This window comes from Vibrio sp. 14N.309.X.WAT.E.F5, from assembly GCF_030397615.1.
GTDB lineage: Bacteria > Pseudomonadota > Gammaproteobacteria > Enterobacterales > Vibrionaceae > Vibrio > Vibrio lentus.
Window position 1 is genome coordinate 37,950 of sequence record NZ_JAPNXR010000017.1, and the last position, 16,923, is coordinate 54,872.

General features: G+C 36.7%; 8 protein-coding genes. 6 read left to right on the forward strand and 2 right to left on the reverse strand.

The window, feature by feature from the left end; translation table 11 throughout:
• Positions 1 to 2: 2 nt before the first annotated feature.
• Together OW495_RS17050 and OW495_RS17055 are read left to right on the forward strand one after the other, a co-directional pair.
• The gene (locus OW495_RS17050) at positions 3 to 3,260 is read left to right on the forward strand and encodes a hypothetical protein (protein WP_289887543.1); all 3,258 of its coding nucleotides are present in this window, start codon (positions 3 to 5) and stop codon (positions 3,258 to 3,260) included.
• Positions 3,257 to 4,207 (forward strand): phosphoadenosine phosphosulfate reductase family protein, encoded by a 951-nt coding sequence (locus tag OW495_RS17055; protein ID WP_048615222.1) that lies wholly within the window; start codon positions 3,257 to 3,259, stop codon positions 4,205 to 4,207. The genes OW495_RS17050 and OW495_RS17055 overlap by 4 nt, the downstream gene beginning before the upstream one ends.
• Positions 4,208 to 4,635: 428 nt before the next feature.
• Here OW495_RS17055 and OW495_RS23885 read toward each other — a convergent pair whose 3' ends face one another.
• A complete protein-coding gene (locus tag OW495_RS23885) occupies positions 4,636 to 4,704 on the reverse strand; it encodes a transposase (RefSeq protein WP_133149026.1) in 69 nt (22 codons plus the stop codon).
• A 301-nt stretch (positions 4,705 to 5,005) separates the two neighbouring features.
• Between OW495_RS23885 and OW495_RS17060 the strand changes: the two genes are divergently transcribed.
• The 4 genes from OW495_RS17060 (at position 5,006) to OW495_RS17075 (ending at position 14,913) form a co-directional block, all read left to right on the forward strand.
• Entirely contained in the window at positions 5,006 to 6,817 is a 1,812-nt protein-coding gene (locus OW495_RS17060) for a hypothetical protein (RefSeq protein ID WP_289887544.1), read from the forward strand.
• Positions 6,810 to 8,324 carry a hypothetical protein gene (locus tag OW495_RS17065; RefSeq protein ID WP_289887546.1) on the forward strand — a complete coding sequence of 505 codons (1,515 nt, stop codon included), beginning with the start codon at positions 6,810 to 6,812 and terminating at the stop codon, positions 8,322 to 8,324. Before OW495_RS17060 ends, OW495_RS17065 begins: the two co-directional genes overlap by 8 nt.
• Positions 8,321 to 13,609, forward strand: coding sequence for an FtsK/SpoIIIE domain-containing protein (locus OW495_RS17070; RefSeq protein WP_289887548.1), 5,289 nt, complete (start codon positions 8,321 to 8,323; stop codon positions 13,607 to 13,609). The genes OW495_RS17065 and OW495_RS17070 overlap by 4 nt, the downstream gene beginning before the upstream one ends.
• 251 nt (positions 13,610 to 13,860) lie before the next feature.
• A complete protein-coding gene (locus OW495_RS17075) occupies positions 13,861 to 14,913 on the forward strand; it encodes a cysteine desulfurase family protein (RefSeq protein ID WP_289887549.1) in 1,053 nt (350 codons plus the stop codon).
• Here the strand turns inward: OW495_RS17075 and OW495_RS17080 are convergent.
• Positions 14,903 to 16,921, reverse strand: coding sequence for a DNA phosphorothioation-associated putative methyltransferase (locus tag OW495_RS17080; RefSeq protein WP_289887552.1), 2,019 nt, complete (start codon positions 16,919 to 16,921; stop codon positions 14,903 to 14,905). The two genes, OW495_RS17075 and OW495_RS17080, sit on opposite strands and share 11 nt — an antisense overlap.
• Positions 16,922 to 16,923: the final 2 nt, after the last annotated feature.

Sequence of the window (16,923 nt, forward strand, 5' to 3'; positions counted from 1 at the left end):
TCGTGTCAAATTTAAAAGAACATATTAATGTTAATATTCGCTTTCAACGTTCAACACGTATAGATTCAGACCTAGATCTTAATGGTGAATTTTTTAATGGCTTTGTTTTTCATGGTACTGCAGAGAATACTTTAAGGACTATCGCCGAGGGTTATCAGCAATCTAACCGTAAAACCTATACGGTTACTGGCCCGTATGGGACTGGCAAGTCAACGGTAGCTCTATTACTGGCAGGTTTGTTATCTTCAGAAAAAAAACTCAGGAGTGTTGCGTCAGAGGTTGTTAAACCTAAGTTTTCAGCTCTTTTTTACGAGAAAATCCCTGTAGTAAATGGTTGGTTTGTAGTTAAAACTGTTTGTAGCTTTGAATCACCAATAACAGCGTTATGGACATCAATAGTTACTGAGGCAGATGCTCACAATATCGACATTTCTCATATAGCTGCACCTGTAGACGAGAAGTCTTTTTTTGTTGCATTCAATAAAGTAACCAAGTCAGTTGAAAAATCTCTTGATGGGATTGTCATATTATTTGATGAAATGGGGAAATCATTAGAGTTTCTTAATTCAAAGCATTTAGATCTTCAATTTTTTCAAGACCTTGCCGAGAAAACAACGCGTATAGATTTTCCTGTCTTATTTTTAGGCTTTTTGCACCAAGCTTTTGCTGAGTATGCTCGTGGACAATCACAGTCAATAAAAGAAGGGTGGGCCAAAGTTCAAGGTCGTTATACAGATCTTTTATTTAATGTTTCTGAAGATGAAACAGTAACATTAATTGGCAATAGCATTGTTCAAGAGCCATCTTACAAACTTAATAGCTTGATTGTTGAGAATACTCTCAAAGCATTGGAAGATACTCGAATCTCCAAATCTGTGAATATTAAGTCCAAATTAGAATCAGCATTGCCACTTCATCCCTTAACGACACTACTATTAGGTCCGCTTTCTAAGCGCAGGTTTAGTCAGAACGAGCGCAGTACGTTTGGTTTTTTAGGCTCTGTAGAAAATCATGGTTTTCAGTATTTTATCGGTAATAACAAAGCTGAAGTACTGTACCGCCTCTCTGATTTATATGACTATATTGAGGCAAATTTAGATCATCTAATACTATCTTCACCAGACGCAAGAGCATGGTCAGAAGCTAAAGATGCCGTTGAGCGTACGCAAGCCAGAGAAAAGGGCTTTGTTGAAGAGTTGATTAAGACTGTTGCCATTTTGAATATGTTTGGCCGTAAGCTAGGCATTTATTCTACTAAGAGTGTCTTGCATGCAGCATTAGATGAATACAATGCTGATGAAATAGACTTATCTCTTGAAAAATTAAAACAGCAAAACCTAATCGTTTATCGTAATCACTTGCAGTCATATGCTGTATTTGAGGGAAGTGATGTTGATATTGACGAAGAGCTTGCAAATGAAAGAGTTAAACAGAGCAATAGTGATGAATGGAAAAAATTTTTAGAGACTAAGTCAGATCATGTTGTTGCTAAAAGCCATTATCATGAAATTGGTGTTTTACGCTGGATGAAAATGGCTTTTGAAACCGGTAGTTTTGATGCAAAGAAATTTAAGAAAAAAAATAGTCTTAATTCAACTGAGTTCTCTGTTTTTATACTGTTGACATCAGGTGACTCCGATGTCGCGAACATCATATCAAAACAGCATCCTGAATACGTTTTTGGAACTGCTCCGAGGGCAATTGATCAGTTAAAGTCGATCATTAATGACTTAACCTGTTTAGATAACATTTCACGACACAACCCAGTCATTCAACATGACCGTATAGCTCGTAGAGAATTAGAGTCGCGTGTTAATTTGGCGAAAGTGGCATTTGATAATATTTATGCTGATTTGTTTGAAAGTGCTACTTGGCATAACAAAGGCAAAAAAATTGATGGTGTAAATTTATCAACAGTAGCAAGTAATTTGGCAAAAGATCTTTATCCAAAATGCCCGAGACTTTATAACGAACTAATCAATCGAGCAAAACCATCAGGTGCAGCAGTTTCAGCAAGAAAAAAATTGATGGTGAAGATGGTAGATGAGTATTTTGAAAAAGATCTGGCCATTGAAGGTACACCACCTGAAATGGCTATGTATAAATCCTGTTTACAACATCTCAATTTACATACAGGGAATAGCGATGGTGATTTTGATTTTGTAATGCCATCAATTGACCCTGCAGCTACTGAAGTACAGAAAAAGCATCAAGAAAAAATTTGTGAGTTGTGGGATGACGCAATCGCGATTATTCAGAAGCGTAGCCATGATGGCGTCGTTCCTCTAAGTGATGTCGCAGACCTATGGTCGGCCGAACCTTATGGTTTAACAAATGGTTTAATTCCTATCTGGATTTTGTGTCTTGTATTAGCACAAAGAGATAACCTAGCTTTTTATGATAAAGATGTAACTAATAAATTTATCTATATAACAGGTGCTGACGAAGAGTTTGTAAACAAACTAATTAAAGAACCACAGAGCGTAGGTGTAAGGTACTTTGAAGATGATGGCGTAAAGAAGAGCTATATTGAATCTTTGTGCAGAATAATAAATAAATCAGACGTAACGAAAACCACACTTTATGCAGCTCAAGGTTTTGTTTCATTTGTTGCAAGCCTATCTGGGTGGGTTAAGAGCACTCAGCAATTATCGAATAACGCAAGAGCATTTAGGCTAGTGGCCTTGAAAGCGGATGACCCGAATAAGTTTTTACTTGAAGATCTACCTGCGGTCCTGCATACCAAAGATGATGAAGAGTTAGTTAGCGTTATAACTGAGGTTTGTGACGAGCTCAAGTCTGCTCATAGAAGAATGTTGAGTGAGTTTAGAGGACGTATTAATACATTATTCAATGGGCCTGTAAACGCTGCGTTTCTTGAGCGTGCAATTAGTGTTGAAAATTATACTGCTGATTCAGGCTTGAAGACGTTTGCTAGACGTCTTGGTGAGTTTACTAGTAAAGATACAGATGACTGGACATCTAATATGATCTCCTTTTTGTCAGCTAAAGCAGAGCGGAATTGGAATGATTTAGCAATAGAGAAGGCTAACTCAGAGTTGGTTGTATTTGTAGAACGCTTTAAATTAGCTGAGTATTTCGCTAGTAATATCGGCAATGTTGATAAATCGTTAGAAGATAAAGACCATCAAGATGCTCTCAATAAAATAGATAAAATGTTGTCTGGTGTGTCAGTGCAAGAGCAGAAAATCATACTAATGAAGTCTCTTGAAGCATTGCTAGGAGAAAAAACAAAATGATAGACCCTAATAAGAAACAGCTCCATGTACTCGGGTTATCAGGCGGTAAAGATAGCGCCGCGTTAGCTATTTATATGCGTGACAAGCACCCGGAAGTTGATTTGACTTATTACTTTACTGATACCGGTAAGGAATTACCTGAGGTGATTGAGTTTGTAAATCGACTAGAGGGCTATATAGGCAAGAAAATAATAGATCCCTACGAGGAGATTTGTACGTCAAACCGAGAGAAAAAGGACTTTGATTACTGGTTGAAAGAGCACAATGACTATCTACCTTCGCCACAAGCTCGTTGGTGCACTATACAAATGAAGCTCGTTCCATTTGAGAAGTGGATTCAACAGTATTTAGATGACGGTTATCAAGTAATTACATATGTTGGCATCAGAGCCGATGAGCCTTATCGCGAAGGATACCAGGCAACAAGTAATCGTGACATTGTTACTGTAATGCCGTTTCGGGATGATGGTATTGATTTGGCGGGCGTCAAAGATATTTTACAGCAAGCAGATTTATTCGCTGATACGGAAGAAGCTCGAAATAACCCTAAGAGTGCCCAAGCTCAAGGGTTGCCTGGATATTACGATTGGCGATCACGTAGTGGCTGCACATTCTGTTTCTATCAAAGAAAAATCGAATGGGTTCGTCTTCGAGAGCGTCACCCTGAAGCATTCGAAGAAGCGAAGAATTATGAGAAAAGAGCTGAAGATGACGAGGGTAATGGCACATTTTATTGGCTAGGTAAAGATACTCCTTTATCCACACTCGAGGATCCGAAGCGAATTGCTCGTATAAAAGCTGAGCATGATAAGAAACGAGAGCGTTTTTTAAAGCGAAAGCGCATTAATGTGTTACAAGTCGATGTAAGCGATGTCGACCGAGATTTTATGGATGAAATCTATGATGAGCAAGAAGGCGGTGGTGCATGTGTGACGTGTTATAAATAAAGGCTTTGTTGCGTAATTCGCGTGAACTAAATCATGACCTTACGGTGATATCAGTGAAAACCACTCAACGATATGTCATCATAGAGTCAATTTTGTTAACCATTAAGTAATTAATTGGTGAATAAGGCGATAACCAAAAGGTGAGCGTTGATGCGCTCACCTTTCCTCCCACATTGGCGCGTGGCTTTGATATCGGTTGGAACTGACGACTAAACTGGTTCTGAGTCCTGAAACAATGACATAGTCCATAATGGATCCGTCAGCCTTACAATTGTTACTGACAGCCGATACTTTTAAGGAGCATATGTAGCGCAGCGACTCTGCTAGCAATTTTATGAGTTTAGCGGTTCAGCGTTTCACTTCTGGTTCGTCATTCATAATGGCTCCTGATTAGTGGCAGTATCATGTCCAACTATTCTTCTGGTTCATTACATCCCCGCATACTTTTTCCTCCACGTGTAGAACGTCGCGTGAGAAATGTTGTACTTGCGACATATTCTTTAGCAGGTCAGAGGCATGTCAGAGACTCTGTGTATCGACTAATACACAACCATTAGAATTGCCTAGCGACTTGAATATAATTTCGGAAACAATGCCAAAAATTGGTAAAGAGTGAAATTGTGAGGTATATCGTACCTTTACCTGCTTGAAAATTATGATTTTTTTTTGTTTTAGTTAAAATATATACATAGCTTGATAAACACTAGTTGTTTCATTGTAAACCTCAGTCAAAATATCACTAGTGAATAGATACAAGCGTTTGGTGAAAAATTCGACCATATATGGAAGGAATTGTTAATGTCCTGGAAAGTAAATAAATGGATAAAGTATTTAGAAGGTTATTGTCAAGGGAAAAATCAAATTCAAGACGAATATGTTAGAAAAGTTGCTTCAAACTTAGGGCTAGAGCAACCTTTGAATATTAAGTTTGAATGGCAAAAACAAATAACTCAACAATTTGAATCTAAGGATAGTCACGGAGTAATAATTCTCACTGGTACAGCTGGGGACGGAAAGACTAAGTTATGCAGGGACATAGTAAAGCAAATTGAAGGAGAGTTATTTGATGAAGATGACTGGAATAGTAAGAGCTTCTTTAGAAGTAATGAAAAAACCATAGTTAAAGATTTCTCTGAACTTTCTTCAGAAAACACTTCAATCATTATCAATGAACTTATTGATGTGTTACGCAATGGCTTTCCTAATAAACCTATTTTGATAGCAGTAAATGATGGTATTTTGGTGGATGAAATTGACAGCTTCATTTCATCGCAAAATGATTTAGACCTAATTAAAAAAGCAAAACAATTAAAAGAAATTATTGAAGATAAGATAAATTTAGGTTTTAGCTCATGCTCTCAGCAAGAACTCATAAAACTGGTTAATCTTTCTAAATTAAATGCTAAAGATAATTTTTCATTAATTATTGATGAAATTTTGAGTCACTCCGGGTGGGAGTCATGTGACTCTTGTGAAGGAAATAAATCTAATTCTTGTCCTATTTATCAAAAATATAGCCTTCTGAGGTCAAAGCCTCATATTAAAGAGAATCTAAGCAATATTATTTTGCTACTGCAATTGAATAATGAGCATTTCACAATTCGAGAGCTTTTAAATCTCGCTACAAATACTATTTTAGCGTCTACACCTAAAGCGAAATATTTAAAAGCAACTAAAAAAGAAAATAATTACCAAATTTTCACGTGTAATCGAATAAAAAGGTTAGCTGACCGTGACGGACTCAATTATGAATCGTCAATTGAAGTTGGTTTTTGGGGAATGAACCTTGGCCCTCATAAAATGCATAATGCGAGACCATATTCGGAAATTAACAAGCTCAATTTTGGTGAACTATCTACAAATTATTGGGATAACTTACTGAAATGTAAAGAAAGTCGAGATATTGAAATTCCCTTAGATGATTTTAATGAATTATTTGATTCTAAAAAATCAGTAGAAAGTGGAATTGACCCTGAACTTTGGGGAGCTATTGTAAGACGCTCAAGAATGCAACTTTATTGCTATCAAAACAATGACATAAGATCATATGAGCTTCAAAAATTTTCAAGCTTCACTTATTTCAAAAGTAACGTTTATCAAAATCTCGTAGATAGTGATGACTGTGATGATGTTGAAGTGATTTCCCTTATTGTATTGGCATTGAACAGAGTGTTTCACGGTAGATATATCTCTGAAGGTACAGGTAAAGACCGGTTGTATGTTCCTGAAAAAGATCAAGGTTCGATTACACCAATATCAATATTCCATGGTGATGATGTAAGAGATAGAGACATTATTATTAATAAGGTTAAAGGTGATTTTGAGTTAACAGGCTCACGAATAGAGCCTGTTATAGAGTTTTATATTGATCGGGATGTTAAGCTGAAATTAACTTTAACTGTCGAGCTATTCGACTTTTTATATAAAGTTTCTAAAGGCTTTCCACCAAATACGACTAATCCTAGACTTTATAAGAAATTATTAATTTTCAGATCTAAATTAGCTTCCCAAATAAGTAAAAATTCAAGGGCTTCGGGGAAAAGAATAGATACTTATACAATTAACAGTGGAGAGTTTAGATCTTCAGCTTTAAAGGTAAACCATGGATAGCTTACACACTTATTCTTCTGAGTTAAAAAAACAATACTCGATAAAACATATTCCTATTATTGAAAATATTTGGGGTCACAGATTTAGGCAAGATCAAACCCCATCAATTCTATTTTTTGAGCTTTTATGTATCATTGAAAGTCAGCTTCGCGCGAAGGAAACAGGACTAATTGATGCTATTTTTGCTCCTGAAAATAACACTTTGTATTTTAAACATAGGCAATTTTTTAAGCTTAGAATTCTTATATATCAAAATGAAATATTAGAAACGGTCATCAACTCCGAGCTATCGGAAGAGAAAAAATGGCAAAGGCAGTTTGAATACCTTAAAGCAATAGAAGGCGATTTATTTAGGTTTTCCGATGATGATCTTGATCATATTAAGAACAACTTCGAGTCATTTGATAGCTTTTATATTGCGATAAAAATCTTAAGTTCATTGACTTTTGATCCCTTATCTAAAAAAAGGTGGACATCAAAGTTCATTTATCCAATATCATCAGATTATGTCTGGTGTGATTTTGATAACAAAAAGTCTACTGAAGACCGGAGGTTTTTTTGTCGAGGTGGTGAATTGGTATACCTAATGTTGTGCCGCTCTGACCAAGAAACTCGAATTGAATTAGAACAATATTTCGAGTCATGGTTAGAAAAACAAAACACTTCATTTTCTACAATCGCTAAGTTATTGGTACGAGAAGAAGAACGTATTCAATTACCTGAAACTAGTCGCAAGAGTCTAGGCTATCTGCCATATAACTCCTTGAATCTATTTGATGAGCTTGCCAAAGATTTAAAGCAGGTGTTGTCGTTAGATTTGGAAAGATTAGATAAAGTAAAGGTAATGATTGACCTCATTGGCTACCATACTGGCAATTATGTACTAGCAATTGGTGAAACTTATCATAACAGCTCTGATGCTAAAGAATTAAAGCGCCCTACCTATATTGCAGAGGTTTTGTCCAAGGCAACTAACAGTATTAGAAAAACATCAATTCAAAGTATTTCGACTCAAAGAAATAAGTTGAAAAGGTGTTTAGATACGAGAGTTAATGCAGTTATGGATCTATACGCTTCTGAGCTTGAAAATGTTGAAGAGAGTGAGCGAGAAAGCTTCAAAGAATCAGAAATAAAAAGTGCTCAAAAATACTTAGCAGACCATATTTCAAATTATCCGAATGTTTGTTTTAGAGAAATAGGTTTTTTGTCTAAAAAAAACACAAGAAGCTACAGGTATGTTCTTACTGAAGACTTTCTTCACTCACTAGTCGTTACAACTCTTGGCAATAATAAGCGGCTTGAATTTAATAAATTTATAAAAGTGTTAAAGGATAAATATTCCATCTTTATAGATACCTCACCTAGTGCGCATAATGAATTAATTCAAAGGGATTTAAATCGAAACTCTAAAAATCTTGCTTCTTTGTTGTATCAAATGGGAATGTTAAGGCACCTATCAGACGCCTGTAGTTATGTAATTAATCCGTACAGGGAGGATTCGGTATGAGATCTCTTGCAAAGTATTTTTATGAGATTGTTAAAAAAGAATACCAAGATTGGTGTGAATCAAACAAAGGAAGTGGAATACCTGGTCGCTTTGTTTTAAAAGAATTTGATGCAAATTTGGTCGAAGAAATTATCGATAATATTAATTCGAATCATGATTTTCCAATCAAGCCTTTAGGTTCTGATGATGGTTTTATCGTTGTCGTTGAAAAGCATGAGCAGTATAAAAATGTTGCAATTGATAAGCATAATTTTTCGGAAATGGCTCATGAAAGAAATAGAGAAGGGAATTTCTTTTGCTTAATGTTGATGGCAGAAATTAAGCCTACAATGGAGCAAGTTCGAGGCATTGACCAAAGTACGGTATTTGAGCAAACCGAAATAACAAAGTGGGTTGAATTAGCGAAGCGCCAACATACTGAGCAAGCTTTCTTTATTGATGAATATGTAGCTGAACTTTCTAAGTTTGTTTCTGAGTTAACCAACTCCAAATGGAATGCCAGACCTTTTATTGAAATAGACAAGATTAATGCCTTTATTGATGGGGTAATTGAAGAAACCATTAGAGACGGACAGTTTTATTATGCTCTAGGTAAGAGTTGTGTCCACTTAGGCGGTATAAATAGGCTTGAAGAGTTCTTACCTCTGAAAAACTCGGGCGCTTCATATCGTCGAATGTTTAGGTCAATCGTAACTAAAACGTTGTTCAAAGATATAAATTTTTGGCGAGCCATTAATAAAGACAAAGAGGTTGAGCTGTCTGAAATAAAAATTAATATCGATACAATTAAGCAATCAGGAAACGACTATGATGAGTTTTGCATAGATATTTTTAAGTATTTTACAGCGTTTTATCAAGAAGATAGAAAATCAACTGTCGCTCAAAAACAAGAGTTACAAAAACTTTACGATTGCTCTTTCCCATATCCTTCAGTATTACAGGCAAAAAGCGCAAAGCCGAAATTTTTATTAGGTGTAGAAACTCAAGTATTCTTAGCTGACAATGATATTGATTTGGAAGAAGAATACATTGAATTGCTTGCCTTAGTAGATAACTCACCATCTCAAAAGCCAGAAATTAACGACCTTAGAAAGTTTTACTTTAGCTACTCCAAGGACATTTCTGAAAACTCAAAGTTAGATAAAGCGTGGCTGAAAGAAATCACGGGCTCTAAAAGTACTGAATGCAATGATTTGATAACTGGACTATTAGAGGTTTTATCAAAGTCTGTTTTACTAAACGACTTAGGTGATGATGAAATAGTTCTCAGCCTAGCAAAAGATAGGACAAGAAGAAGTCTAGAGCGGAAGAACTGGTATGCACTTAATTACTTTAATAATGAATATAGAGATCTAGCGTCCTTTTGGTCTCAGTTCGGAGATAATTTTAAAGTTGAATTTGGCAAAGTCTTCAATGAAGAATTTTCTTCATCAGTCGACTCAAAAAATAGAAAAAACGGTGAGTCTAAAGCTGTAAATGAGCTTTCATTTAGAGTTATTAGGCGTAAGAAAGGCGGTGATGACCCTATTGATAGTTGGGAGCTAAAATGGCTTTTTAACCCTTATGGATTTGAATCATCTAAATATTTAGATTTTGCAAAAATCTCAGATAGAAAAGGATTTTTTCATAAATATGACCTATCACTGGATCCACTCTTTATAAAGAGAGCTGAAAGCACTCCAACAATTACAAACATTCATATGTTTTTAGCTGTAAGCACAAGCATGAAGAAAGGTGCAGTTGTTAAGAAGTCTGATAAAGAAACAGATGTTTTTGAAAAATTATTGGAAGACTTGAAAAGCCATAATCACCTTAGCCATGATAGTCATACTCAAGTGATGGAGTCATTTTCTGACTTTTTCAAATGTTGGAAAAATACAGCAGATTTGTTTTACCTAAATCCATTGTGTTCGGTTGATGATGAGCTTGAAGTCAAATTAAGAGGTCTAATTGAGCTTATATACTCCTTAAGTTCAAGCAAAGAAATAAATAATGCTTTAGTATATGAGTTGTTAAGCGCTCATACGATTAACGTTACAGAAAACTCAAATTATTGTATTTACCTTCCGTGGTCTCCATATAGTCTGTTAATGCAGTCTCAAAGAAACCTTATGTTAAAGAATATTAGCTCACAGTTTGCTAATAAAGCTTTAAGTATTGCGAATAAAAGTGATGGCGTTTTAGCAAAGCTTTTCCGAGAACTTTTTGACAATCATGGTAAAGGCTTGTTTCTGAAAAAGCTAGATGATAATAGCTATTCTGACTTGGTCTCAACGAGTTCACAGTCTGGGTACTACGAGTTTGGAAAATTAAGTACTTCAAAAAATGCAATAAACGACTCTGAAATAAAGTCAGTTATTAATGCAACGGCTATAAAGTTTTTAGAAACATACCCTAATGAACGCCACCACCTGCAGATATTGTGTATAGGGCTCACTTCTTACGAATATTTGCTTTCAGTATATGATGAGTTGTTAAAAATATCGGACAATCATGAAGAGCAATTATCAATATCGTTAGCGTTTAATTGTAGTAACAGGAAAGCTTTAGATAGTGTTTATCAAACGATTTGTGAGAGCTTCGATACTAACCGAGTTGACTCTAATATTACTATTCGGATCGTTAGCGATATTGATGAGGTAGAAGATGGCGAGATAGATCTTATCTATAATTTTGATCCATTATTTGCTCATAATAAAGTTGCAGAGGTTGCTCCTAAATATATTCAAAGAGAGTTTGATGCATTGAGCTGGGAGTATTGTGCATCAAGAAAAGTACCTTCTGATCCTGTTGCTAGAAAAACACAGTTCTCGATGAATAACCATGTTAATGATAGTAAAGGGCAATTTTTTCTGTCTACATTTTTAAAAGTAAATAACCGACATGAGTCAACTTCTTTTTGTAGAGAAGTTAGTCAAGTAGGCTTGAAAGATGAAATATCGAAAGGATTAAGTAAGTGTAATTGGCTTATTATTTATGACTATTTATTAAGTAAGGAAACGCTAAACGCATGTAGTGAAAATGATCCGGAAGATAGCTCAGATAATAACCGAAGAGTTTTGAGATATATTCAAGGTGAAGGTAGCAAACGTTCTTTAGCTATTATTACAGATAAAGAAACGCAATATATTACTAAGAACTTAAACTCTGACATACGCGACTGGCAACTGGTTCACCCTGAAAAAGTCGAGTATTTAGTTGATAAGATATTCTCTATGTCAAACTCATTCAGCAGTGATACGTTGCTAAGATCTGTAGGTAACGGTAAGTTTTCTCATGACCTTGTAGGGACTGCGGGAGCCGCTTGGCTTCTTGAGAGCATTTATGACAAAGACTCAAAAATTTCAGATATCTTTTGGGTTCACTTAGATGATTATTTAAGCTGGTTTAAATCTACTATCGAAGATGATGCATTTAAGTCGATTGGCCGAACCGTAAATTATATTTCTGATTTGTTGGGGGTTTATATATATCAAGATGAATCTGGTGTTACGACAATCAACTTGATTGTCAGTGAGTCAAAATTAACAAACGGCTCAATAGAACAGTCCGTTAAGTCTTGCAAACAAGTTAAGTCAACTGTTGACTTAATATCATCAATGTTGCGCTCATACGAGGACATTGACTTTGAATATTGGCTGAATAAATTCTACGAGTTTATCGTTGGGAATTTTAAATTCGATCCTAGTAAGTTTGAGTTCTATGACCTTATCGCATTAGATAAAAAATCAGTAAATATCAACGTTTCAGGGTTATCAGTGGTGTTTCATTACGATAACGCTCAAGTTGGGACGTCTTCAGATGTTGTTTTTGACACTGATTATTTATGCCAACTGAAATTAAGTGCAGCAGACACAAAGCAAGTATTTCAGTCGCTAGTAGATGAAAGTCCATTAAGGTTATTTGAGAAATTTAACTTCTCAAAATTATCTTTAAATAAATCGAGTAATACAGATTTACTTATTGAGAATAATGATACAAGCTCCACTGAAAGTGAAAACTTACCCGAGAATGCGTCAGCTACTTTAAGTGAAGTAGAAGAAAATATCTCAAATTTTGATAATCCTGAACCTACTACGGTAGAATATACAACAGCTCTAAAAAAGAGTGATAAAAGGCTGAGCGGAGAAAAGTCTTCACTGGAACTAATTAAAAACTGTATTGGTTACTTAGAGACGGATATAGATGAAGTCAAAGAAAATGAGATTGATATAAATTCAATAAAAGCCAATATTCGTAAGATTTTTGGGCACGCAAATCTCCCTTCAAACTTCTCCGAAAGCTTAGTAACTCCAAATTCGATAGTAATTAAGTTGCACGGTGATGTGAATTTAAGCCCTAGTAAAGTTCTGAAACTTAAAGATAACTTTCTCTCGGTAGTGGGATTGTCACTACGTCGTGTATATCCTGATAAAGGTATAATGGTTCTGGTTTTTGATCGTGATAAGCGATCTACAGTCTATTTTGGTACGTTACTAAATAATAGTTTAGATTCACGTAAGGCTACCATAGAGCAAGATTTTAATAATAAGATCATGCTCGGTCAGGATGAATTTAGTGAAAATAGCATTTTCTTTAAATTAGATGGTGCAAGTCCTCATGCCTTAATCGGTGGTCAAACGAAGTCTGGTAAATCTATTTTGATGAATAATATGATAATCGACTTATTGATGACTAATTCTCCAGATAATTTGAAGTTAAGGTTGTTTGACCCTAAGCAAGTTGAGTTTGCTGCATACTCTAAAGCACCTCATTTAGCTCATCCAGTTGTGTTAAATAAAGAGGAAGCTGTTGAAAGATTAAAAGAGCTAGAGAGTTTGATGAATGAGCGTTATACGCATCTCATGACATTAAATGTTAAAGATTTTGAAGCATACAATCGTAAGTACCCTAGTGAGCGAATGTCTAGAGAAGTGGTCTTTTTTGATGAGCTTGCAGATTGGATATTAGATAACGCGTTTAAGGCGGAAGCTAAAGATATTATTGTTCGACTTTCTTCAAAAGGCCGTGCTGCTGGAATACATTTGGTTTTGGCAACACAACGGCCTAGTGCTGATGTAGTCTTCCCACTCTTAAGGGCAAATTTAGACACCAAAATTGCCTTAAAGGTAGATAGAGATCAGAACTCTGAAATCATTCTAGGGGAATCTGGGGCAGAAAGTCTATTGGGATACGGACATGGAATTGTTAAGACGGAGGGGGAAACATACTCGATTCAGGTTGGTTTCACTGATACGCAGGTATTTGACGGGCTGGTTGAAAAAGTAGTGGAATATTGGTCATAAACAATTCAACTTTCAGCAATGCTGGGGTAATTCGCATAGGTTTGACTGTAATAACGGTATATGTAACTTCTTTGCTCAACGAAAGGTAAAGAGGAAACAACCTATGCGAGATTATATTTAAGAACGGGATTGGTGCCGTTCTGACGTGAAAGAGTACTTAATAAACCTTTATGTTTCTATTGAAATGTACTACAAAGAGTACTTAATCATTAATAGACAAAACTATAGTCAACGTATTAAATTAGTAAACAATGAATAACTACTTCGATTATGCAGCTTCAACCCCAGTATCAAACGCCGTGAAAGTAGCAATGCAGCCATGGCAAGATGAAAACTTTGCAAATCCTTCATCAGCACATATCGATGGTGAGAGTGCGAGTAAAGCGATACAAGAGGCAAGAGAAATCATTGCTGACAAAATTGGAGCCATGCCTAGTGAAATCATCTTCACCAGCGGTGCTAGTGAGTCAAATAATTTGGCAATCAAAGGAATAGCGTTTCAACATTTGGAGTCGAAAGGCCACATCATTACCTCGTCTATCGAACATAAATGTGTCCTGAGTACTTGTGCCTTTCTTGAAGCGATAGGTTTTGAAGTAAGCTATATTGAGCCAAATGAGCACGGATTGGTTGACGTTAGTGCCGTCGAACAATCACTAAAACCCAACACATTGCTGATCTCTATCCACCATGTAAACAATGAACTTGGGATAGTCCAGCCGATTGAAGAAATTGGTGAGCTCGCCTTTGAACATGGAATCCCATTTCATACCGATGCGGCTCAAAGCTTCTGTAAATTCGATATCGACGTTGATGATATGAATATTGAGATGCTGTCATTATCAGGTCATAAAATATATGGTCCTAAAGGGGTTGGTGTTTTATATGTCCGTGATGCCCGCTACTCAGATCTTGTACCATTGATCCATGGTGGTGGACAAGAGCTCGGTATTCGTGGAGGCACTTCACCGACACCATTAATTGTTGGTTTAGGGGAAGCAGTAGGTTCGTTTCCTATTAAGCCTAGTGTGCAACAGTTTGAATTCGAAAATTTAATTCAATCTTATCAGTTCACCCGTAATGGTGGGGATAGAGCCGTGCCTACTACATGGAATGTAACTTTTTCTGATGATAATGAAGTAAAACGTTTTACAAAAAAGTATAATTGGTTGATTTCACAAGGTTCAGCCTGTAATGCGATATCTAATGTTCCTTCACATGTCTTATCCGCTATCGGGTTATCTGAAGAAGAGGCAAGGCGAACTTATCGTATCAGCTTGCCTCCTTACTATATTAATAGTTAACGAAACGAAAGCCTTTTATTTGCTTATTATGCTTAATAAGGCTTTCTTCCAGTTCTGCTCTATGCAGAATCACTTCTTGATCCCATGCAACGTCTAATAATTTAGCGAGTCGTTTATCGAAGCTATGCTGTTTAGTAAAATCCATATGCTCACTAGTAAGAAGAAGATGCTTATTAAGTAGTGGTGGCCTGCGATCTTCATTAACGTAATCGAAGAAGTCGATGTCTTGTTCTGCCATCTTTATCTTTATGCGCTCTACTAAGAACGGCACGGATTTTTCAAAATCGTCATAGGCGGTCAGCGTTAGCTTACCGGATGTGATATGAATTTTAATTAGGTCTATTTCTTCATCCAGTTCGCCATACATTTGCAACCCTGCACCAACATATACTCGCAGCAGTAGTGGTAAGTCGTCGATAAAGTCTCGATGTAGGATCAGTGAATGTCCTTCGTTGAGTAGGCTTGCTGGTAACTGGTTATGTGCTTTCTGGCACTGCTGCTGGATTAAGTTGGTGTCTGCAATCGCGAACAGTAATTCTGCAGCCAGGTTGATCGCGGTTTTGTAATCATCAAACAAGGCTTTGATGTCGCGCTTTAGCGGCTCTGGTTGCTGCGTATAGGGTTTTCTTTTCTCAAACAGTCCCATAGTAAAGTAGAGGAGAAGATCTTCTTTTCGGCTCTTTTCTGCTTGTTCAAACTCTTGGGTATCAAACATCTCTTGCAGTAAGTTAAAGGTTTTTCGGTGTGAGCCTATTAACTCTCGAATTTTGTCAGATTGTTCAAATTCATCGTTGGCAGGAATGCGGCCGAGTTCTAAGCAGGTGTTCCAAAAGTTATTAAACAAGTCTTGATGTTGGGTAATAAGCAGTTTGGCTTTGTCTTTGGCTTCAATAGGCTCTGGTGAAGTCAGTTGCTGCCATTTATGGTGGCGTTTGTATTTACTCTGCAGGTACTGTTGCTCTTCCAATTTGTCTTTGAAGATATAGAAAATACCAGGCGCGACGGTAATGGCGTCTTCCTGTAGGTTTCTCTCTATGTACGCTTTGATCTCTGATTGCGCGTAGTATTTTTGGAAGGTGTTACGAGAGGTGATGACCCCATCCTTATAAGGCTTGAACTGAGCAATGTAGTTTTCGTTGGCCAGCATGACAGAAACCACCAGGAATTTATCTGCTAGCTCCCATGCGCCTAGTAGGGCATCGAGCCTTTCATCTTGATCTTCTATTACGTTAAGAACAAATCCTATGTTTACGATATCAGAATTGGATTTGTCGTTGTCGGGTTGAAAGTTCGGATCCCAACCCAGAGCGTCGAGGCCATGTGCTTCGAGCTCTCTTAAATCGTCTCCGCGGCCGCAGCCGTAATCGAAAATTGAGTGCTCGCCTTTTAAGTAACCATGTTTAACGAGAGTCTTCATTGGTGCGGAGAGTTCATGACGCACGATGGCTGTTCTGTGCCTATCAATCCCAGCCTCTTCTTGCGTTGTCACAGAGGAACATCGGAATAGTCGACCATCGACAAGCTCGTAACCATGGCGTGCTATTAGGTTTTCCCAAGAACGTTTAAAACCAATCAAACGGCTGTTTTCGTACAGGCCTGCATTCTCGCCTTCTTGTGTGAGTGAAATGAAGTGTTCGTAATATTCACTTGTTGGCAAAACCATGGTTTCTTTTCTATGTAAGATCGGCGGGTTTTCAGATTCGCGATAACCTGTAATTTTGTGGCTTAGCTTAGAGAGGTCGACATTGAGGCTTTGTTTTAATGCTGGATAGGAATCAGTATAAAAATCAGGGTAATGAAGAAGAGATAAACGGAACTCTTTTTTAAACAGCTTAACGAGGTTCCAGTCTTCTTCATCTAAGTTAACGGCTTTTGCTACGGCAGGAATGAACTGTGTTAACACTTTAGGCAATGCGCTGAATACGTCTTTATGAAGATAAATGGCATCGGGAAGTTGTTTTCCAACTTTTATTTGAGAGGTAAGTTCAGCAAATAGCTCTTCGTTCATTC